At 47.3% G+C, this 20,708-nt stretch carries 19 protein-coding genes; 10 read left to right on the top strand and 9 right to left on the bottom strand.

Annotation, left to right across the window (positions count from 1 at the left end; genetic code table 11):
* Positions 1–468: 468 nt before the first annotated feature.
* The gene (locus ABD744_RS21145; RefSeq protein ID WP_344800592.1) at positions 469–1,137 is read right to left on the bottom strand and encodes a YoaK family protein; all 669 of its coding nucleotides are present in this window, start codon (positions 1,135–1,137) and stop codon (positions 469–471) included.
* A 59-nt stretch (positions 1,138–1,196) separates the two neighbouring features.
* Positions 1,197–2,327 carry a BaiN/RdsA family NAD(P)/FAD-dependent oxidoreductase gene (locus ABD744_RS21140; protein WP_425562200.1) on the bottom strand — a complete coding sequence of 377 codons (1,131 nt, stop codon included), beginning with the start codon at positions 2,325–2,327 and terminating at the stop codon, positions 1,197–1,199.
* A 253-nt stretch (positions 2,328–2,580) separates the two neighbouring features.
* Between ABD744_RS21140 and ABD744_RS21135 the strand changes: the two genes are divergently transcribed.
* Positions 2,581–4,149, top strand: coding sequence for a DUF3369 domain-containing protein (locus ABD744_RS21135; protein WP_344800590.1), 1,569 nt, complete (start codon positions 2,581–2,583; stop codon positions 4,147–4,149).
* A 114-nt stretch (positions 4,150–4,263) separates the two neighbouring features.
* Positions 4,264–5,574, top strand: a complete 1,311-nt coding sequence (locus ABD744_RS21130; protein ID WP_344800589.1) for a GAF domain-containing sensor histidine kinase — start codon at positions 4,264–4,266, stop codon at positions 5,572–5,574.
* A gap of 27 nt (positions 5,575–5,601) precedes the next feature.
* Here the strand turns inward: ABD744_RS21130 and ABD744_RS21125 are convergent, their stop codons facing one another.
* The 4 genes from ABD744_RS21125 to ABD744_RS21110 all read right to left on the bottom strand — a co-directional run bounded on the left by ABD744_RS21125 (position 5,602) and on the right by ABD744_RS21110 (position 9,238).
* Positions 5,602–6,873 carry an MFS transporter gene (locus ABD744_RS21125; protein ID WP_344800588.1) on the bottom strand — a complete coding sequence of 424 codons (1,272 nt, stop codon included), beginning with the start codon at positions 6,871–6,873 and terminating at the stop codon, positions 5,602–5,604.
* Positions 6,874–7,055: 182 nt separating this feature from the next.
* Complete coding sequence (locus ABD744_RS21120) at positions 7,056–7,571, bottom strand: GNAT family N-acetyltransferase (protein ID WP_344800587.1); 516 nt, start codon at positions 7,569–7,571, stop codon at positions 7,056–7,058.
* Positions 7,555–7,845 carry a type II toxin-antitoxin system TacA family antitoxin gene (locus tag ABD744_RS21115; protein ID WP_344800586.1) on the bottom strand — a complete coding sequence of 97 codons (291 nt, stop codon included), beginning with the start codon at positions 7,843–7,845 and terminating at the stop codon, positions 7,555–7,557. Before ABD744_RS21115 ends, ABD744_RS21120 begins: the two co-directional genes overlap by 17 nt.
* Positions 7,846–7,999: 154 nt before the next feature.
* A complete protein-coding gene (locus ABD744_RS21110; RefSeq protein ID WP_344800585.1) occupies positions 8,000–9,238 on the bottom strand; it encodes a response regulator transcription factor in 1,239 nt (412 codons plus the stop codon).
* Positions 9,239–9,460: 222 nt separating this feature from the next.
* On the opposite strand from ABD744_RS21110, the gene ABD744_RS21105 reads away from it, so the two are divergent.
* Both ABD744_RS21105 and ABD744_RS21100 read left to right on the top strand, forming a co-directional pair.
* Positions 9,461–10,057, top strand: a complete 597-nt coding sequence (locus tag ABD744_RS21105; protein ID WP_344800584.1) for a hypothetical protein — start codon at positions 9,461–9,463, stop codon at positions 10,055–10,057.
* A gap of 51 nt (positions 10,058–10,108) precedes the next feature.
* The gene (locus ABD744_RS21100; protein ID WP_344800583.1) at positions 10,109–10,816 is read left to right on the top strand and encodes a DapH/DapD/GlmU-related protein; all 708 of its coding nucleotides are present in this window, start codon (positions 10,109–10,111) and stop codon (positions 10,814–10,816) included.
* A 33-nt stretch (positions 10,817–10,849) separates the two neighbouring features.
* Here the strand turns inward: ABD744_RS21100 and ABD744_RS21095 are convergent, their stop codons facing one another.
* Both ABD744_RS21095 and ABD744_RS21090 read right to left on the bottom strand, forming a co-directional pair.
* Positions 10,850–11,599, bottom strand: coding sequence for a TrmH family RNA methyltransferase (locus ABD744_RS21095; protein ID WP_344800582.1), 750 nt, complete (start codon positions 11,597–11,599; stop codon positions 10,850–10,852).
* On the bottom strand, positions 11,596–13,224 hold the full coding sequence (locus ABD744_RS21090; protein WP_344800581.1) for an NAD(P)/FAD-dependent oxidoreductase: 1,629 nt from the start codon (positions 13,222–13,224) through the stop codon (positions 11,596–11,598). Before ABD744_RS21090 ends, ABD744_RS21095 begins: the two co-directional genes overlap by 4 nt.
* Before the next feature lie 211 nt (positions 13,225–13,435).
* On the opposite strand from ABD744_RS21090, the gene rlmE reads away from it, so the two are divergent.
* A complete protein-coding gene (rlmE, locus tag ABD744_RS21085) occupies positions 13,436–14,056 on the top strand; it encodes a 23S rRNA (uridine(2552)-2'-O)-methyltransferase RlmE (protein ID WP_344800580.1) in 621 nt (206 codons plus the stop codon).
* Between the two features lie 95 nt (positions 14,057–14,151).
* On the opposite strand, the gene ABD744_RS21080 is transcribed toward rlmE, so the two are convergent.
* Positions 14,152–14,385 (bottom strand): hypothetical protein, encoded by a 234-nt coding sequence (locus ABD744_RS21080; RefSeq protein ID WP_344800579.1) that lies wholly within the window; start codon positions 14,383–14,385, stop codon positions 14,152–14,154.
* A gap of 205 nt (positions 14,386–14,590) precedes the next feature.
* Here ABD744_RS21080 and ABD744_RS21075 point away from each other — a divergent pair, with 205 nt between their 5' ends.
* From ABD744_RS21075 to ABD744_RS21055, 5 genes are all read left to right on the top strand, one after another.
* Positions 14,591–15,487, top strand: coding sequence for a LysR family transcriptional regulator (locus ABD744_RS21075; RefSeq protein WP_344800578.1), 897 nt, complete (start codon positions 14,591–14,593; stop codon positions 15,485–15,487).
* Positions 15,488–15,654: 167 nt separating this feature from the next.
* Positions 15,655–18,159: an efflux RND transporter permease subunit gene (locus ABD744_RS21070; protein ID WP_344800577.1), complete on the top strand. Its 2,505-nt coding sequence runs from the start codon at positions 15,655–15,657 to the stop codon at positions 18,157–18,159.
* Positions 18,146–18,958, top strand: a complete 813-nt coding sequence (locus ABD744_RS21065; protein ID WP_344800576.1) for an outer membrane lipoprotein-sorting protein — start codon at positions 18,146–18,148, stop codon at positions 18,956–18,958. Before ABD744_RS21070 ends, ABD744_RS21065 begins: the two co-directional genes overlap by 14 nt.
* Positions 18,959–19,148: 190 nt before the next feature.
* A complete protein-coding gene (locus ABD744_RS21060; RefSeq protein WP_344800575.1) occupies positions 19,149–19,637 on the top strand; it encodes a hypothetical protein in 489 nt (162 codons plus the stop codon).
* 46 nt (positions 19,638–19,683) lie between these two features.
* On the top strand, positions 19,684–20,583 hold the full coding sequence (locus ABD744_RS21055; protein ID WP_344800574.1) for a recombination-associated protein RdgC: 900 nt from the start codon (positions 19,684–19,686) through the stop codon (positions 20,581–20,583).
* The last annotated feature ends 125 nt before the right edge of the window (positions 20,584–20,708 follow it).

The raw sequence follows: 20,708 nt of genomic DNA, 5'->3' as shown, positions 1-20,708 counted from the left end.
ACGTTAGTACATAACTGAGCCTTAAAAGACCCGAACAAACAGGGAAAAACCAAATTTCAAACGTAATGAAGTGTAATTGACACGCAGAGACCACCCCTCTTCTTGGTAAGAAGAACTGCCTGTCAATCGTTATCGGGAAACAGCACACGGCAACGGCATGCCTTCATTCAGACATCCAAAAAGCTCAGACAAGCCCACAGACTGGGAAGTATTGGCTAATGGACAAAAGATAAATAGCGCGGAAAATCAGGTTATCAACCTTAAAGGCTTACTTAAATCAAGACGCTTTATCACCTCTCCATGGATCGAAAGAAACAAAATGGCTTCCGCTTTTCTTGTTTTTAGGAGATACAAAGTCTTACATGATTTACAGAAATCACTGAAAATCGAAACAATAGGTAAATCAATCAAACGTCCGACATTTAACTGAATACTTTAAAGCGCGCTAAAACGTAACAAAACGCCACCTCACGTGCAGCGACGGACTCTGGATGTGTAAACCCGGTAAGCGACTGCAAGCACAACACATGCACCTGCGGGCACAATAAGCGCCAAAAAAGAAACCGCCTTAAATAAGAAAGCCCCCAAAGTGCCACCCAAAATAAAGCCAATGATGATAATCAAGAACAGCACCGCTTTACGTTTATCAAAGGCTTCGCCCCTGAGTGACGCGCCCAACATAATACCCAAATCGGTAAATAGGCCGGTGACATGAGTGGTTCGAACGACGGCTCCGCTGTAGGTAGTCGCCATGGAATTCTGAAGACCACAAGCCGCCGAAGCCAAGTAGTGGCCATAAAACTGCCCCTTGGTGAGGGCATAACAGGCGCTAAGCAATAACACGGATTCAATCAGAAGCGCAGTATCGTAATGACGCCCCAATTTCAGGGCACTGCCATGCAACAATAAACCAGACAGCGCAGCACCAACAAAGAAACTTAATAAAATACCGGCAAAGTGAAATACGCTGACCCAGGAAGCGTTGAACATGCTCGCGCCCAGCAAAGAAGCCGTACCCGACAAATGAGATACCGACTGATGCTCAAACCCCAATAAACCCACCGCATTCACACACCCCGCAATGGCCGCCAAAATGAACGCCCCCAATTCCAACCAACGAGGTAACTTAGAAATCAAAAGGTCTTCCCTGCATTTTTCATTGTATAGTTTTCAATGTGAAGGCTGGCTAGAAAAAATCAAACAAACTCACCAGCCGCAAACCCGGACGCCCAGGCCCACTGAAAATTAAACCCTCCGAGCCAACCGGTGACATCAATCACTTCGCCAACAAAATATAAACCCGACACCTTTTTTGACTCCATCGTTTTTGAAGAAAGTTCGGAAGTATCCACACCGCCTAAAGTGACTTCTGCCGTTCGGTAACCTTCCGTGCCGGAAGGTACCACTTTCCAGGCTGAGAGTTGCTGACTAATGCTTGCAAGTTCCGGTTCGTTATAAGTTCTCAGTGCTCGGGATTCAAACCAATCCTGGCACATTAACGTTGCCACTTTCTTGGTAAACTTTTCAGACAATAATGTTTTAAGTTCCGTGTTGGGGCGATTTTGCTTCTCAGCTTCCAGCCACTCTGCTGCTGAACCATCAGGCATCAGGTTAATTTCTATTTCCTGCCCTGCTTGCCAATAAGACGAAATTTGCAACATCGCCGGGCCGCTCAAGCCTCGGTGCGTAAACAAAAATGCTTCTTTAAAAGATTGACCGTTGCAGCTCACCACACAATCAATGGCGGTGCCCGACAGCTCAGTACACCAACGCTTTAACTGATCCGTGATCGTAAAAGGAACCAACCCAGCGCGCGTTGCCAGCACATTTAAACCGAACTGTTGAGCAATGTCATAACCAAACCCTGTTGCTCCCATCGTCGGAATCGACAGCCCTCCTGTGGCTATCACTAACGACTCTGAAGCCAGAATCATGCCATTCGTAGCTAATTGAAAACCGGTATCGGTTTTCGTGACCCGATCAACCCCATGATTTAATCGAATTTCTACACCCGCTTGCTCACATTCATCCAACAGAATAGAGAGAATATCCGAAGATTTATGATCACAAAATAACTGGCCCAAGGTTTTCTCATGATAGGGCACGCCATGTTTATCAACCAGTGCAATGAAATCCCATTGGGTATAACGAGAAAGCGCCGACTTACAAAAGTGTTCATTATTGGAAAGGTAGTTTTCCGGCTCAGCAAACATATTGGTAAAATTACAACGGCCACCACCGGACATTAAAATCTTCTTACCCGGCTTATTGGCATGATCTAACACCAAAACCTGACGCCCTCTTTGTGCTGCTGTTATTGCACACATGAGACCGGCTGCACCAGCACCTATCACAATCACGTCAAATTTCACTTCAGAACACCCTACATTTAAAAAACATCAATATCAGCGTTGGTGATTTACCAAGGCTCAAAAACCATTTGCGCGCAGTTTAAAGCACCCCTCACCAGAGTAAAAGCGACTTCTTAAGCGAGCCATCGGGATTAAATATTTCTAAGAAAAAGAAAAGCCAACTACACTGAAATCATCTGATTAGATTTCATACAAGTCGATGAGACATATGGGCGATAAACTATTATTTGATAATCAAAAGACCAACACTGCATTAAAAGATGATCACTCGGTTCCTGTCCCAAACAGCCAAGGGTACTGGCACATTCTGATCGTTGATGACGAACCTCAGATTCATCAGGTCACCCAGATGGTGCTCAAAGGTTTTGAATTCGACCACAAAGGCCTGCAATTCACCAACGCCTACTCAGCGCAAGAAGCCAAGACCATCCTTGAAGAAAAAGAATTTGCCTTAGCCTTAGTCGACGTGGTGATGGAAACAGAACATGCGGGCTTAGAACTCGCCCAGTACATTCGAAATGACCTCAACAACAAAACCACCCGGGTCGTCTTAAGAACCGGTCAACCCGGTCAGGCCCCGGAAGAACGCGTCATTCGTGAATTAGACATCAACGATTACAAAGACAAAACCGAACTCACCATCACCAAACTGAAAACCCTGTTTTACTCAACCCTACGTTCCTATAAAGACATCAAAACCCTGGACAACCATAGAAAAGGCCTGGAGAAAGTCATTAGGGCCAGCAATGAAATCATGGAATTTAATCGACTGGAGGAGTTTGCTTCCGCCATGTTGATGCAAGTAACCAACATTCTTGGTCTGGATGAAAATGCCATTTACCTAAACACAATTTCCGCCTTTGCCGCCTCTCACAGACAAAACCAATATCAGATTCTGGCTGCCACAGGCGACCAACTGGGCTATTTAACGGAAACCAGCAACAGCCAAATCCCCAGCAACATCATGACACTATTTAAAGAGACCATGCTCCAAAAACGATCGCTGCATAGGGACAACCACTTCGTTGGCTACTTCGCAACTCGTTCAGGCAGCGAAAACCTGCTGTATGTTTCAAATGTCCACTATCTGACTGAACTCGACCACAAGCTGCTTGAGATTTTTTCTAACAGCGTTGCCATTGCCTATGAGAACCTAATTCTTCGGGATGAGATCGAAGATACTCAAAGGGAGCTTGTTTACCTCCTAGGCGAAGCGGTCGAAAAACGCAGCAAAGAAACTGGCGGCCACGTAAAGCGAGTTGCCCAAATCAGTCAGATTCTAGCCTCAAAAGCGGGGCTCGGCAGCGCTTATTCAGAACTCATCAAGCATGCATCGCCCTTACATGACATAGGGAAAATTGCGATTCCCGATGCCATTCTCAACAAGCCCGGTAAGCACGATCCTGCAGAGTGGGAAGTCATGAAAAGCCACGCTCAAATTGGTCATGATATTTTAGCCAAATCGGACAAACGCATTCTTAAGCTGGGGGCCACTATTGCGTTACAACATCATGAAAAGTGGGACGGCACCGGCTACCCTCAAGGCTTAAGCGGTGAAGATATTGACATCAGCGGTCGTATCGTGGCTCTGGCAGACGTATATGACGCCTTAGGAAGCAAACGCTGTTACAAAGAACCTTGGCCGGAAGATAAAATTTTAGAATTGATTGAGAGTGAGTCAGGCAAACACTTTGATCCAGGTTTGGTGCAGCTATTGCTAGACAATATTGCCCACATCGCCGTATTGAGGATGAAATTCCCGGATGAGGACGAATAGGATAATGACTGAAGAATGTTCATTCAATAAACCAACGGCCTTTACCCTGCAAGAATCGCCCAAGGTTGTAACATATAATGAGTAAACCCGGTTCAATAAAAAGGCAAGATCACGATGGATGAATCTGATCCGCGCCCTCAATTAACCACCGAAGCCGGTCTGTCGGAAGCGATTGACAGCGGCGACTTTAAGCGTGCCTGCGAAGCCGTCAAAAAGACAATACATTCTGTCTTAAACGTTCCAAGAGTCAGTATTTGGCTTACAGACAAGGACACTGCAAGCCTTTGCTGTTTGGATCATAATTCAGCAACACCCATCACTCCAAACACTTGTGATTTAAGCGCTTTAAACAACTACATCAACGCCCTCGAACAAACCGGCGTGCTCTCCATTGATGAAGAATCTCAATCTCCCGGAGCTAAAGACTTAATACAAGAATACCTTCAGCCCTCAAACGCAGTCTCACTATTGGATACGGCCATCTACCGAGATGGCTGTTTGGTTGGTATTTTAAGAGCTGAGAGCCTTGACGAAGTAAGGAACTGGGCAGAACAAGAGCAAGCATTGCTCGTGCACATGTCAGACCTCTTAAGCCGCGCCCTCATTGCCCGGGATTTGGAGTCTTTAAAAAGCCGTTATGCCGAAGTAAAAGCGGTTATATCCAATACCCAGCAACAGATCATAGAATTAGAAAAAATGGCGACGTTAGGCAACTTGGTGGCGGGTGTTACGCATGAAATCAATACCCCCATTGGCATCGGTATTACCACCATATCCCATCTTGAATTTCTGACGTCTCAGATTGAACAAGCTTTCACCGCAGGCAGCATCACCGAAAAGCACTTCAATACTTACATCCATTCTGTTAATGAAGCCTGCCAATTATTAACAGATAACCTCAATCGCGCTGCCGACCTGATACAAAGTTTTAAACAAGTGGCGGTAGATCAGAGCGACGATACCTTCTTACTTATTAATCTCGAAGATACCTTAAAAAATATCACGAACAGTGTTCGCCCCGAACTGAATAAAAAATATCAAACCAAAATGAAGCTCACTTGTGAGCCACACATTCACTTTAAATCCTGTCCGGGAAGCCTGGCTCAGGTGCTGACAAATTTACTGATTAATGCGGGCATCCATGCGTTTGATCAACATCATAAAGACAGAAAAGTCTGCATCAACGCCCATAAAGCCAACGATCAAATCATCATAGAAGTACGGGATAACGGTGACGGCGTACCTTTTGAGCTGCAACCCAAAATATTCGAACCTTTTGTGACCACCAAGCGTGGTGCCGGAGGCAGTGGCCTGGGGCTTAACATTGTTCGCACATTGGTTCAGGAGAAACTGAAAGGTTCCATTTCTATGGAATCGCAACCCGGCGAGTTCACAACCTTCATCATTCGTTTGCCCTCGTTATAAGCTTATTTGCTCCGATTTATCAAACCACTACAGCGGCAACTTCGTTACCTGCACTGGCCGGTACAAAACCAAAGCCAGAATGGCTAATACACCACTCAACCCGGACACCATAAACATGACTTGATAATCTTGAATCCAGTCGCCCATGACACCAGCCAATACACCAACCAAACCTGCAGCAAAAACCTGCAAACAAGCTTGTACGGTATAGTCACCACCTTCGTGCTGTTTTCGGCAATGACCCATCATGACCGCAAACAACACCACCGTAGCCATCGTATCAATCGCCTGATCAACTCCGACAATGACATACACCCAGGTCATAAACGACGAATCACCCGTTTGATGCAACCCAGGTAATATGGCATACGCGGCAACGGCAAACATTTGCAAAACCGTGAACCCCATCAATAACCACCAGCTATTCAAACGGGAATACAAAGCCCCCGCTAGCAGTGCTCCAGCCAAACCAATCAGAGAAGCGATGAAGGTGATCTCTCCGACTTCTGCCAGTGATAACTGAAAATCAATCAACATAGGTTTGACCAATGTTGAGCTGAAACTGTCAATTACTTTAAACGTCACCAACACCCCGACCCAACGCATGATGTTAGGCGTTTTAAAAAACTGCCAAAAATTATAGCCGCCCAAAGGTTGATCGGTTGCTGAGGCCGTTTTTTCTGAATTTTGATCCAGAGCCTTAAACGTTGCGATTTCATTAAAACGAAGCGTTGGCAATAACATAATCATGAGCGTCAGCGCCACCAGCTGGATGGACAACGACCAACCAATGTCATTAATGAGCACAAGTAAGCCTGAGCCCCCTAGCATTAAGCCGACTTTGTAACCACAAACCTGAATACTGTTCCCTAAACCGCGCAAACGCTCCGGCAATAAGGTCACCGCCAACCCGTCAGTCGCTACATCTTGGGTCGAAGAAAACAGATTCACCAAAAATAATAAAATAAATAACAGAATCAAACCTTCCGCAAATAACCAGGCAGGATCAAACCACGACAACCCAAACAGCGTCAGAACAGCCCCCGTTTGCATCACCATTATCCAGCTTCGGTGTGGCCCTAACCGGGAGAAGTGGTATTTATCCAATAGAGGCGCCCACAAGAACTTAAATAACCAAGGCAATGCTAAGAGTTTGAGCATACCAATAGAAGTCAAAGAGCTGCCGTATTCACGCATGATCGCAGGCATGCCATGCGCCAACAGACCGGAAGGAAAACCTTGTGAAAAGTACAAAGAAGTGAGCAGAACAAACAGAAATCGATTCGAGATCAAAGGCATGTCATCCAGTTCTATAAAAGTGAGTACATCAGCGTAAATTGAATCACGCCATAGTAGCCAAACATTCTTTTAAGAACCAGTGACAAGACCGTAACATGGAAGGTTTTCTTTAGCCTCCTGCGTTTGAGATTGTTCAACGCAAAAAAAACGAAATAACTCCCTTCCCATGAAAGTTTTACCCCTTAAACCAAATCTTTCACTGCGTCATAGCAGGTGCCAATCGGCAACCACAGTTCCAACCGATCATCTTCTGCCGGATCGGCGACCATGAAACCGTATTGCTCATAAAACGGCACCACGTCGGGCGTCATGGGATCAACAAACAAGCCAATGGCGGAGATTTGTTCCGCCGCCAACACCGTTCGACGAATGGCGTCGATCAGTAATTTCTCACCCAGACGCGCCCCCTGACAGTCGCGATCCACGGCCAATCGAGCCAGCTTAACGGCCGACAACGGATGTGGGTAATTGTGGTAGTCTTTATGAACCGGCGGTGGGCTGACCGAATAACCGGTTAACGTGTAATAACCGGCTACCACGGCAGGGGATTCGTCCCAGCACCCAACGTACGTTTTCGATACGTGTTTGGACGTTTTTTGACGGGCCTGTTGTTGCAGAAATTGATTTAATTCCTCAACCCCACAATCAAATTGTTTTCGATCGTGCTTTTTGGATACTTCATCAATGTTCAGCAACATTCACCGTGCCTTTAAATCCCTTGGCCGCTTTCAATAATTTCGTATTGGCTTTTGGCGGGGCTTCCAAGGCGTCAAACAACGCATCCGCTCCCTGCATGGAAAGATGCAAGGCTTCTGTTTTTTCAATAATGGTACGGGCTTTATCCATCGCTGAATCAGTCAAAAATTGAGAAATGCTAGTTCCCGAATAATCAGCTGCTCGCTGAATCATTTTTTGAACGTCTTCCGTAACCCTAGCAACCAAGCGAGCCTCTTTGTTTTCTGCTGCCGCCATAATATTCACCTAGTCTGTTTAATCGGATCTGGTGCCAGTATGGCACACAAAACACCCACAGACCACTTGTATGACAAAGTGACACACAACTATTTATTTCAACAAAACCCCTCATACGTCGCACTTATACTGCCGAAATAGATGATTCTGAGTGTTAAAACAACTCTACATCTTCATCGTGAACTTCTTCCTCTACAGACGCTTGCTCATCTTGCACCTCAGAAGTACTGGCTTTGCTGGCAATCGCCTTATCCACCATAATATGCTGCTGTTCCACAAGATGATCCAACAAGCGGGTCACATTGATGATCGAGCCTTTCAAATTCGCGCCTGAATCCAGCACCTCGTTCGCTTCAGTGACAGCACCATCAATCCGCTTAATCAGGTACGTCTCCTGATCTTCATCCAACCCCAAACCGGGCACCACTTCATCCAGTTCCATCAACATGTCATTCATGATGCTGGCAACGTTTTCCTGGTTCACTTGCATCGCATCCGTCAACTGCATAAGGGTCTGCTTTACGATATCGAACGACTTCCCTAAATTGCGGGTTTGAGAAACCAGCTGTGATTCAATGTTTAAGGTTCTTACCGTGGCGTTGGCCACTTCAATCATAAACGGCAGCAGGTCTTTGTAACGACCATAGCGATCCGGTTCGTCGGAGGGCATGTTCTTGACCAGCAACGAAATGTAAGGGTAATTAATTTGAGTCCTCTGACCAAAGTCGTTAAAGCGCTCAGCGGTGGAGAGCATAGTAATCAATTCTTTTTCGAGTGGACTGACCGCAGGACTGGCATGATTACTGGTAAAAAATAAAGGTTCAGATTCCGTTTTCATCATTAAACTGCAACTCAAACCAAACTGATCCGTTGCTTTAAAAAACTGATCCGCCAACAACTCAAACGTACCAATACTGTGGCTGCGCTCCACAAACCGGATGGCTGTGCCGAATTCACTGGTACCAGACATCGCCTGATAGGCGGCATTGTTGGCAGCATCCACTTGCTGTTTCAGGCCGTCGCGCTCTTGCCTGAAAGCCAGTAGTTTATTGAGCTTCGCTTTCAACATCTCTGGTTCAAAGGGTTTGGTGAGAAAATCGTCCGCCCCCACTTCCAGTCCATGAAGTCGCTCGGACATAGAGCTTAAAGAAGAAATAAAAATAATCGGCGTATCCCGCTCCGGGCCGTTCGACGTTTTGATCTGATTACAGACTTCAAATCCAGACATGAAAGGCATCTCAACATCTAACAGAATCAAATCCGGCGATTCCACAGGCACCATATCAATGGCGGTAGGTCCGTCTACTGCTGTTGTAACTATGTAAGTATCCTCCAACGCCTTGGATATCGTTTTACGGGCGACAGAATCATCATCAACAACAAGTACTTTCATTAACTCACTCCATTGCACCTAGGTGCTGGGTATTTACTATTGTCTGGCGTTATACTTCTTTCCAGTATTCTGAACAGATCCTGAACCACACTCACGCCAGCAGTGACCTAAAATAACCATAGTAGGTATCAGGGAATTCGAATATGAGAGATCAACCATTCGAACCCCAGCGATGTCCCCAAGGTTGGATGACAAATTTCTTACATAAAAGGTGATTTTTTAATGTTCTCTATGAAAGCGTTTCTCAACACAGTCGTTGGTCTGTCGGTTACATTCAGTTCAATCGCTCTGGCGGAGAGGGCTTACCTGCCCAATCAAATAAATTATGGGCGGGTCGTGACACATCAGGTGCATAAAATTGAAGCAACCTATGGCCGGGGGGCTGTTTTAGGCGCCATTACAGGCGCGGTCATTGCCGAGAACGACCGAGGCTGGGGCGCATTTGGCGGAGCATTGGTAGGGGCCGGGTTAGAGGCCGCAATGACCTCCGGCCAGGAAGCACACAAAGTCGTTGTTCAGCTCATGTCCGGTCAGTCGTTTTCAATTGCCTCGCCACCCAACCGGCTTCGTACCGGCGATTGCGTTGCTGTTGAGCAAACCCCTGAAGGCACGGAGCTGATGAAAGTCAATTACAGTTTCTGTGAGCAAAGTGCACAAGACCACCGCGCGACGCACCCGACCAAACAAACCTCAACTCATGCGCCTGCACAGCAACCGACCAGAGAACAACAATGCGAAGAAGCCAGAAGTCGGTTAATGCACGCCAGTGACGACAAGTACAACCGAGTATTGGCGGACGTTCAGCGATATTGCCAATAGCGGCGCTTTTTCCAGTAAACCACCGATTAACCGAATCATTGATAAACCTTCATGACCGAAACAGAACATCTTAACCCCCCGACAATGGATCAGGCAGACTACCAAGAGCAACACAAACAACGCATGTCCTTCATGCCTTGGCTCTATCACAGTTTGAAGCCCAAACTGAAAGCGTGGGCAAAGCCCTGGCAAGACGCTGTACAGGCAAGAATAAGCACTCTGGAAACGGTGGAATTCGGACTCGACTGTTTCATCGCCCCCACCGCTCATCTGTTTGCCGAGCGAGGGCGAACCATCACCATAGGTAATCGTTCAACCATCGCTGCCAACGTATTTATTCACGGCCCGGCATCACTGGGTAAAAACGTGGCAATCAACCACAGTGTCAGTATGGACGGAGGCTCGTCCGGCATCAGCATCGGCGACAATAGCCGCATCGCTTGTCAATGCACTTTCTTCGCGTTTAACCACGGACTGGCGCCTGATTTATTGGTTCGCGAACAAGCTGTTTCTTCCAAAGGAATCACCATCGGCGAAGACGTTTGGGTCGGCGCCAACAGCAGCGTGGTCGACGGAGTTCATATTCACAACCACGCCGTCATCGGTATGGGGGCCGTCGTCACACAGGACATCCCCGAGTACGCCATTGCGGTAGGCAACCCCGCACGAGTTATTGGAGACCGGCGAGAAAAGCCCGATGCACAATGGCAGTGGGTACTGAACGAAAAAGCCGATACCAGCACTTCAACATCAAGCTGACACACCAAAATCAAACTGACGTATCAGCATCGGCTAAACCGACAACTGATAAGCGCTGATATTCACTGCCATCGCCAGGTTTAAAGACTCAATAGCGCCACGACCAGGAATCGTAAACGCCTGAGCGTTCAAGGCTTGCAGCGCATCATGCGGCACCCCTCGGGCCTCATTACCAAACAAGTAACAATAAAATTCGCTGAACGCAGGGCTCGATATGTTCTCGCCATCCATATCCAAATAAGCAAATCGATCAAAACGATTTTGCAAATCATCCAATTGAACGTCCAGTTCCATCGGCACATGAAAAATCGCCCCCATACTTGAGCGCACCACTTTCGGATTAAAGGGGTCAACACTGTTAGGGCTGAGCAATAAGCGAAAATCCCCAAACCAGGCAAGTGTCCTTAGAATGGTTCCCAGATTGCCCGGGTCTTGTACTTCATGCAGATAAATACAACGCTCATTGGTTTGTTCGATGCCTACAGAAGCTTGTTTATCAGGCAGCGGCACACATGCGATGATCCCTTGTGGCGTTTTAGTATCGCTTAATTGCGCCATCTGTTTTTTACTGACAACCTGCTTTTCAAAAGGAGAAGACCACGCTTGATAATCTTCCGTCACATACAAACGTATACGAGCTGAATCCCCTTGTCGCTGCACATCAGTACGCACTGAATGAGCCTTTTGTAACTCCTGAATCAGATGCTCGCCTTCCACCAGGTAATACCCCAGTTGATTACGATATTTTTTATGGTGCAGCTTTTTTACATCATCTAACTTCATGCGTCCGCGCCTTTTAAATCATCCAGCAAGGCATTCACCAAAGCCTCGGCCACTTTGATGCCATCCACACCCGCTGATAAAATCCCTCCGGCATACCCTGCGCCTTCACCCGCTGGATATAAACCACGGGTATTCAGACTTTGCAGCGTTTCTCTGTCACGGGTAATACGTACTGGCGAAGAAGTCCGGGTCTCAATGCCTGTTAATACGGCGTCGGGACGATCAAACCCACGTATTTTCTTACCAAAAGCAGGAAACGCCTCCCGGATGGCCTCAATGGCATAATCCGGCAACGAAGGCGCCAGGTCCGTCAGTTTAATCCCCGGCTTATACGAAGGTTCTACCTCACCGAGTTCCGTGGACGGAATACCTTTAACAAAGTCCCCGACCAACTGCCCCGGAGCACAATAATCACGGCCACCCATTTCATAGGCGTGGCTTTCCAGCTTCTCCTGCAACTCCACCCCGGCAAGCGGGCCACCAGGAAAATCCTGTTCAGGGTGAATGCCGACCACAATGCCAGAGTTGGCATTTCGTTCGTTACGGGAATATTGACTCATGCCATTCGTCACAACACGACCTTCTTCCGACGTCGCCGCCACCACAGTGCCACCAGGGCACATGCAAAAGCTGTAAACCGCACGACCATTCTTCGCATGATGAATGACTTTATAATCCGCAGCCCCCAACTCCGGGTGACCGGCATATTTGCCCAAACGCGACTTATCAATCACAGATTGCGGATGCTCCACCCTAAAGCCAATGGCAAAGGGTTTGGCTTCAATGAACACACCTTTTTTATGCAGTAAACGGAAAGTATCACGCGAGCTGTGCCCCAACGCCAACACCACATAACGGCTATCAATGGTTTCACCGTTCTCTAAACTCACACCGGTGATTCGGCCATCGTCAATATGCAAATCAGACACTTTGCTTTCAAAACGCACTTCGCCGCCCAGCGCCTTAATTTCCTCACGCATACGGGAAACCACGCCGGTTAAACGAAAGGTACCTATGTGCGGTTTGCTGACATACATGATCTCTTCCGGCGCACCGGCACGCACAAACTCATGCATGACCTTGCGACCGTAAAATTTCGGGTCTTTAATTTGGCTGTACAATTTGCCGTCCGAAAAGAGCCCTGCCCCACCTTCACCATATTGTACGTTCGACTCGGTATTTAAATTATGTTTTCGCCACAGCGCCCAAGTGTCTTTGGTTCGCGCCCGCACTTCTTTACCGCGCTCAAGAACGATGGGTTTATATCCCGCCTGAGCCAAAGTGAGAGCCGCAAATAAACCACATGGCCCGAAACCAATCACCACCGGGCGCTCGGTTAACTCAGCCGGTGCCGATTCCACCGGATAATAATTGGTATCCGGCGCTGGCTTAACATGAACATCGTCTTCAAACCGGGCCAATAACTGAGCTTCGTTTTGAATGTTTGCATCAATAATGTACACAAACTTAATTTCAGTGTTCTTTTTACGCGCATCATAACTGCGCTTAAACACCGTAAAATCAATCAATTCATTGGCTGAAATGCCCAGACGTTTTAACAGCGCCGATTGAATGGCCTCTTCTGGGTGATCAAGGGGTAATGCTAATTCCGAAATGCGAATCATGGTCTGTCCTGGCCGGTGTCTCCGGCAAAGGTAAATAGGTGATGAGGAATGTGGCGGATTATAGCGTTTCGCGCTTTTTATGTCAGGTATGCTTTTTGAATCAGATAAAGCGGATTAACACTCATCGTTTCGACTTCAAAGAGTTTTGCAGATCAAACCTGAAGGCGTACAATGTGCGGCTATTTTTCAGGATATACAGCAGGCTTGCTCCATGGCTCGATCAAAAACCAGTAAAAAATGGATGAACGAACACGTTAACGACCCGTATGTTAAGAAAGCCCAACTCGACGGATATCGCTCCCGTGCCAGTTATAAGCTGATTGAGATCAACGAGAAAGACAAGATCATTCGCCCCGGCAACGTGGTGATGGATTTAGGCTCGGCGCCTGGCGGCTGGTCACAGATTGTAGCGCCTTGGGTGGGCGACAAAGGCCGCACCATTGCCTCCGACATCCTGCCGATGGACTCCATTGCCAGCGTCGACTTCATTCAGGGCGACTTCACCGAAGAATCCGTCTTTGAAGAAATTCTGAAAACACTGGGAGACGATGTGGTGGATGTCGTCATTTCAGACATGGCCCCGAACATCAGTGGCGTCAATGCCACCGACCAATTTTCCTCCATGTACTTGGTCGAACTTGCTCTGGACATGGCCCGGAACGTACTAAAACCCGGCGGCAACTTCTGTGCAAAAGTATTCCAGGGTGTCGGGTATGAAGAGTATTTAAAAGACGTTCGCAGCTCGTTCAGTAAAGTACTGATTCGCAAACCTGCGGCCTCTCGCCCTCGCTCGCGGGAAGTCTATATCGTCGGGAAAGGGTTTAAGGGGTGAGGTAGAAACCGACAAAAAGAATAGGCATCATACACTGGGAAAAAGTACCCGATAAATGATGCCTAAACTTATTCAGAATGATGACACCTGAAGGATTAAAACTCCTCCATGTCCTCTTCTTCGTCAACACCGTCGACGATTTCAGTGACCACAGTTCCGCCACATTTTAAGCATTCACCTTCGATAAACACCCGGCCATTTTCTTCGTACTCTTTTGGGTTCTTCATGCCCAAATCCACTTCCATACATTCGTTGCACCAGGTTTGTTCCAAAAACGCCTGACGTTCTTCTTCCGGACGAATATTAAAATCGCGCTCTTCTCTGCTCATGTTGTTTTTACCTTAAAAACCTATCTGTAAATACTCAAAAAACTGCCGTAAGTGTAAAGCATTATAGCGCTCAGTGCCGAGATAAATAAAACGTGAACTGTTCTGATACTTTCATCAATAAACATTCATTTACTTGACATATCAATTAATTTTGATCAACTATTACACATCTTATAAAACTGCACGCTTCCATTGAGGAGACAAAGTGACGACTCAGCTCCCCCCTCTCCAAAGTTTACGGGCATTTTTAATCGCGGCCGATCATGAGAGTTTCAAGCTGGCGGCCAATGAGCTGCACTTAACGCCCTCTGCGGTCAGTCATCAAATCAAAGGGCTGGAAGAACTGCTGGGCATTGATTTATTTCGTCGTCATAACCGTCAAATCAAACTGACCCCTGCCGGCCAAATGTACCAATCGGTGGTTGAAAAAGCGTTAAATGATCTCAACCTCGGAACCGACAAACTCCAACGTCACTTTGGCCGTAACGTATTAAGGGCCAGAATTCCTCCGATGATCGCGACGGATTTCATCATTCCGAAGCTCAACCAGTTTCAACAGAAGCACCCTGAAATAGAACTCAGATTAGAAACCTGTCTACAGTGGACAACCGCTGATCTTGGCGAACTCGACGCCATGCTTTTTTTCGGCTTGCCATTGAATACCAGCGACACGGAATTCAGAAAGATTCTGCCTTTGTCTGCCACCCCCATCATGACGAAGACTTATTATGACCGTTATAAGCCAACCATGGACACAATAACTTCGCACCCCTTGATCCACTCGACCATCGCGCCGGATGGCTGGCAACGGTATTTCGATGCTTTCGGGTTGAGCTACACCGCCAAAAGCAGTGATCTTTGGTGGGATTCTTACTCTTCCATGTTGCAAAGTTGTTGTGCAGATCACGGCATTACACTCGGACTCAAGCCATTATTGTCCCCCCGCTTAGAAAGCGGTGAACTGATTGCTCCATTTAAGGAAGAATTCGAAATTACCGAAGCCATCTATTTGGTTTATCGCAAAGACCGCCACCAAAGCCCGGCCATTCAGGCATTTAATGACTGGGTGGAAGAATTGCTTGCGCCACTTTTAAAAGGATGAATACAGATGAATTATTTTCATTCGGGTTGAAAAATGTTTCGTTTGTTTTAACCCGACTAAGCCAGCACAATACCCGACCGAAAAAAATATAAAAATAACGTGTAACCGATCCAAACAAGATAAACGCAATTATCTCTACGATGGGTTACATACGCTAAGGAAGCGCTATGACAGAGAAACACTCTTCAGCCTTTAATAAACAGAGCCCAAATGCGCCACAGGATGTCACCAGTGCGGATCGCTTGGCGACCACCATCATCAAAGCGCGTTATCTGACGTTACTTGCCACAGTCGCCATTTTTTACGTGTGCTTTTTGGGGTTGAAGAACATCACCTTCACGACGGATTACCGCATCTTCTTCAGTCACGATAACCCGCATATGCTGGCGTTTGAAAACCTGCAAGAGACGTACACCAAAGACGACTCTCTGTTGTTCGTGATTGAATCCAAGCAAGGGAACGTTTTCGAACAAAAAACCTTGTCAATGATCGAAAAGATCACCGAAGACGGCTGGACAGTACCCTACTCATCTCGGGTGGATTCCGTCACCAACTACCAGCACACCTACGCGGAAGAAGACGACTTGATCGTCGGTAATCTAATTGAATACGCAGATGAGCTGACCGAGCAGGATTTCAGAAATGCAGAACAAATTGCATTGGCGGAACCGATTCTGAAAGACCGGATAGTATCAGAAGACAGCCGGGTGACAGCAGTCAACGTGACGGTGAGATTACCCGGCATCAACAAAGTGAAAGAAGTGCCTGAGATTGTCTCCCAAGGCCGCGAAATGATCGAGCAATACCGGGCTGAATACGGCGACATCGCCAACTTCTATCTGGCAGGCTCAGTCATCAATAACAACGCGTTTAAAGAATCCTCAATCAATGATTTAACCAGCCTGATCCCGTTGGCCATGTTACTGGCCATTCTCGGCATCGCCATTTATATGTTCTACGCCAGCCGCAGTTTATTGACGACCATCACCGGCACTTTAGCCACGGTGGTGATCATCGTTGCGTCCATCTGGACGGCAGAAGGCGTCGCGGGTTGGTTAGGCATTAATTTGTCGCCGCCAGCCGCAAATGCACCGACCATGATCCTGACCTTGGCCATTGCCGACAGTATACATATTCTGGTGTCGTTCTTTTTGGCCAGTCAAAAAGGCCTGAACAAACGGGAAGCTGTGAAAGAAAGTTTGCGCCTGAACTTCCAACCCGTGTTCTTAACCAGCCTGACCACCATGATTGGCTTCCTGACATTGAACTTCAGTGATTCGCCACCGTTTCGGGACATGGGCAATGTCGTCGCCATTGGCGTTATTTTCGCTTGGATTTACTCCATTGTGCTATTGCCGGCATTGATCATGATTCTGCCTTTCAAAGTGAAAGTCACTAAGAAAGCTGAACTGCCGATGATGCAAAAAATTGCCAATAAAACCATTCAGCATTACAAATCCATTCTAATCGGCGTGTTGGCCGTAATTATAGGCTTTGGTGCTTTCGTGCCTAAAAACGAACTTTACGACGTTTGGGCCGAGTATTTCGATGAAAGCATGCCGGTTCGTCAGGCCATCGACTTTACCCAGTTCAATCTGACCGGGGTAGCCACAGTTGAGTACTCGCTGTCTGCCAATGAGGAAAACGGGGTAACTAACCCTGAGTACCTCGAAGGTCTGGAGAAATACACCAACTGGTTAGAAGCACAACCGGAAGTCGCCCACGTTAACAGTTTCATTCACGTCATGAAGCGTCTTAACAAGAACATGCATGGGGATGACCCGGCCTGGTATAAAGTACCGGACGATCGTGAATTAGCGGCTCAGTATTTATTATTGTATGAAATCTCCTTGCCGTTCGGTCTGGATTTAAACAATCAGGTCAATATTGATAAGTCGGCCACTCGCGTAGTAGTGAGTATTCACCGACTTAGTACCGTCGATTTGCTGGCCTTCGCAGATCGTGCGCATTTATGGATGAAAGAGAATCTACCGGAGTACATGGTGGACCAAGGCTCCAGCCGGGACATCATGTTCGCGCACATCGGTGAGCGCAACATCAATAGCATGTTGCAAGGCACCGCCATGGCCATCGTTTTAATTTCTTTGGTGCTGGCCATCGCGCTTAAATCTTACCAGTATGGTTTACTCAGCCTTCTGCCCAACATAGCACCAGCGGCTATTGCCTTTGGTATTTGGGGAATTGTCAGTGGCCGTGTTGGCGTATCTTTGTCGATCGTCACCTGCATGACGCTGGGCATCGTGGTGGATTACACGGTTCACCTGTTGAGTAAGTACTTACGCGCCAAACGCGAACAAGGTTTATCCACCGACGACGCAATTCGTTATGCCTTTGATACCGTCGGTGTGGCGTTGATTGTCACCACCGCCATTCTTTGTGTGAACTTCGGAATTCTGGCCCTTTCTGACTTCAGCATGAACTCTCAGATGGGATTGATGACAGCCATGACCATTCTGATCGCACTGATTATCGACTTCTTGTTCTTACCCGCATTATTAAAGTACCTGTCGGAACGCCAGAAAAACCGCAAAGGAGTCTCTTCGACAGACGCAACAGCACACACCGATACAACAGACAACAACCAAAACAACAAAAGTAACCAGAGCCAATCGCAGCCACTCAAAAAGGAGTCTGAGCATGAGCCAGCCTAAGCGCAATTTTTACCACACCGCGACCCTCGTCGGTGCGTTACTGACGTCCTCATTGTTTACAACAGCAGGATGGGCTGAAACCGCCGAAGAAAAAGGGCTTGCTATTGCCCTGGAAGCCGACAAGCGAAACACCGGCTGGCAGGACTCCTCGGCTTCCATGAAAATGGTTTTAAGAAACAAGCGCGGCGACCAAACCACCCGCGACCTTTCCGTTAAGGCACTGGAAGTTGAAAACGACGGCGATAAAAGCCTGACCCTGTTTAACTCACCCAGAGACGTGAAAGGTACAGCACTGCTTTCTTTCTCGCACAAAGTCGAGTCGGATGACCAATGGTTGTACTTACCCAAAGTAGGCCGCGTCAAACGCATTGCCAGCCGCAATAAATCCGGCCCGTTCATGGGCAGTGAATTTGCGTTTGAAGACATGACCCCTCAGGAAGTTGAAAAATACGAGTATAAATACCTGCGGGATGAAGAGTACAACGGCATGCTATGCTTCGTTGTTGAACGTGACCCGATTGATAAATATTCTGGTTATACCAAGCAGGTCGCCTGGGTTGATCAGGAAGAATACCGCACCCTGAAAGTGGAGTTTTATGATCGTAAAAACTCCTTATTAAAAACCATGGTGACCAGCGAATGGAATGAATACCTTGGTCAATACTGGCGCCCGCACATGACCACCATGAGCAACCTGCAAACGGGTAAAAGCACCGACCTGATCATGAGTAATTTTCAGTTCAAGAGTGGCCTGAACGACGGCGATTTCAACAAAAACAGTCTGAAACGCGCACGTTAATTCAAATCGCTGCTCCGGTCTTGATCAGCCATTGATCAAGACCTGCCACCATTTATTGGTGCCATTAGTTTTGTTCTATACATTCCTGTGATTCACTTACTTAATTCCAACTAGAGCCAAGAACGGAATTCCTGCTACACTTGCCTGCTCCAAATACATCTTCTCTTTATATTTTTATCAAGGCAGCTTTATGAGTGATACCTTACCCCGTTTTATTGCCATTGAAGGCAGTAGCTACAGTGATCAAAGTTTTCCGGTAATTGCTGCCTGGACACTCGAAAACAACGACATCAAAGACGCCATCATCACTCCGGAAGAAAGCTGGAACGATGAAGAAGCACGACTCAGCGATCTGGATTTGGAAGAGTACCAACTCAGCCAAATGGGCCATCCTGCCTGGGAAGTACTGAGAGAACTCAACAGCGACCTGGAAGGCGAAACCGTTTATTGCATGAACGCTCCCATCGTTGAGCGCTGGTTGGAACTGGTTGCCGAAACCTTCAATGATGAACTCAATTTCGAAATTGAAAGCGTCTACGAATTATTCCCGGACCGGGTGCCGGAAGAGTTTGATGACCAACTGCGCGAATGCGCGGATTTATTACTGATGTCCCAGGACAAAAGCGACGAACAAGTTCGTTTACTTCAGGAAAGCTGGATTCGACTTAACCAGCTTTAAGACAATTCCGAACGACAAGAACATCCAACACAGGTAAACACAGTGCATGTTTAAACAATGTTTCATCTATCAAATTACCCGTCCGCTTGATATAGACGCGACAGAACTGGAAAGCAAACTAAAAGATTACCCGTTTAAATCGTGCAGCCAGCAAGAGCGCAAACGCAACGGCTGGGCCGCTCCGGTCAAACAGGCGCCAGACATGCTGGTGCATGAAATCATGGGCTTCTGGATCGTCTCTCTGCGTCAGCAAGAAAAAGTGATTCCCCCTTCGGCCATCAATGAGCGCCTTGAAGAAAAAGTGGCAGAGATAGAAGCCGAGCACGGCCGTCCGGTACGTCGCAAAGAAAAAGCACAATTGAAAGAAGACATAACTGCCTTATTGTTACCGAACGCGCTATCTCGCACCAACGATACATTAGCCATCATTGCTCCGGAAAAGAACATGATGTTCGTGAACGCAGGCAGCTCATCCAAAGCGGAAGAAGTCGCCAGCAGTTTACGAAAAGCCTTAGGCTCCATGCCAGTGGTACCGCTTCAAACCGACATGTCCCCGGCGACCGTGATGTCCGCCTGGCTGAACGGTAAACACGACTTACCACAGCACATGACGCTAGGCTTTGAAGCAGTACTGAAAAGCGACGATGAAGATGGCGGTTCGGTACGTTTAACGGGTATGGATGTGGCAGACGAACACGCACTGAATTACCTCAACAACGGAATGAGCGTAACTCGCCTTGCCTTAAACTGGAAAGACAAACTGGACTTAGTGATTGACGATCAATTAATCCTCAAGCGTATAAAATTATCGGACACCTATTCAGAAGAGATCCACGACGAATTGGGCGAGTCCGACGCTATCAGTCAGTTCACCGGGTCTGCGGCACTCATTACCACTGAAATACTGGACGTGGTTGCCAGCCTGAACGACAATTTCAGTGACTGAGCCAACCGATACTGAACTAACCAGCACTAAGCCAGCGAGATAAGCGACTCTCATATCTGGCCACCAGGAACCTTGATGCTGGTGTTAGCGTTGTAAAATGATGAACAACACATCCATAACCTTTT

This window comes from Litoribacillus peritrichatus (genome assembly GCF_039537985.1).
Classification (GTDB): Bacteria; Pseudomonadota; Gammaproteobacteria; order Pseudomonadales; family Litoribrevibacteraceae; genus Litoribacillus; species Litoribacillus peritrichatus.
Note: the sequence above shows the minus strand (reverse complement) of the source record. Positions and strands in the feature narration are given on the sequence as shown.

Coding starts and splice junctions, on each gene's coding strand:
- ABD744_RS21065 (WP_344800576.1), top strand. CDS start 18,146: ATGAGCCAGCCTAAGCGCAATTTTTACCACACCGCGACCCTCGTCGGT.
- ABD744_RS21080 (WP_344800579.1), bottom strand. CDS start 14,385: ATGAGCAGAGAAGAGCGCGATTTTAATATTCGTCCGGAAGAAGAACGT.
- ABD744_RS21120 (WP_344800587.1), bottom strand. CDS start 7,571: ATGTTGCTGAACATTGATGAAGTATCCAAAAAGCACGATCGAAAACAA.
- ABD744_RS21110 (WP_344800585.1), bottom strand. CDS start 9,238: ATGAAAGTACTTGTTGTTGATGATGATTCTGTCGCCCGTAAAACGATA.
- ABD744_RS21095 (WP_344800582.1), bottom strand. CDS start 11,599: ATGAAGTTAGATGATGTAAAAAAGCTGCACCATAAAAAATATCGTAAT.
- ABD744_RS21090 (WP_344800581.1), bottom strand. CDS start 13,224: ATGATTCGCATTTCGGAATTAGCATTACCCCTTGATCACCCAGAAGAG.
- rlmE (WP_344800580.1), top strand. CDS start 13,436: ATGGCTCGATCAAAAACCAGTAAAAAATGGATGAACGAACACGTTAAC.
- ABD744_RS21125 (WP_344800588.1), bottom strand. CDS start 6,873: ATGCCTTTGATCTCGAATCGATTTCTGTTTGTTCTGCTCACTTCTTTG.
- ABD744_RS21070 (WP_344800577.1), top strand. CDS start 15,655: ATGACAGAGAAACACTCTTCAGCCTTTAATAAACAGAGCCCAAATGCG.
- ABD744_RS21100 (WP_344800583.1), top strand. CDS start 10,109: ATGACCGAAACAGAACATCTTAACCCCCCGACAATGGATCAGGCAGAC.
- ABD744_RS21060 (WP_344800575.1), top strand. CDS start 19,149: ATGAGTGATACCTTACCCCGTTTTATTGCCATTGAAGGCAGTAGCTAC.
- ABD744_RS21105 (WP_344800584.1), top strand. CDS start 9,461: ATGTTCTCTATGAAAGCGTTTCTCAACACAGTCGTTGGTCTGTCGGTT.
- ABD744_RS21140 (WP_425562200.1), bottom strand. CDS start 2,327: ATGTGTGCAATAACAGCAGCACAAAGAGGGCGTCAGGTTTTGGTGTTA.
- ABD744_RS21115 (WP_344800586.1), bottom strand. CDS start 7,845: ATGGCGGCAGCAGAAAACAAAGAGGCTCGCTTGGTTGCTAGGGTTACG.
- ABD744_RS21055 (WP_344800574.1), top strand. CDS start 19,684: ATGTTTAAACAATGTTTCATCTATCAAATTACCCGTCCGCTTGATATA.
- ABD744_RS21135 (WP_344800590.1), top strand. CDS start 2,581: ATGGGCGATAAACTATTATTTGATAATCAAAAGACCAACACTGCATTA.
- ABD744_RS21130 (WP_344800589.1), top strand. CDS start 4,264: ATGGATGAATCTGATCCGCGCCCTCAATTAACCACCGAAGCCGGTCTG.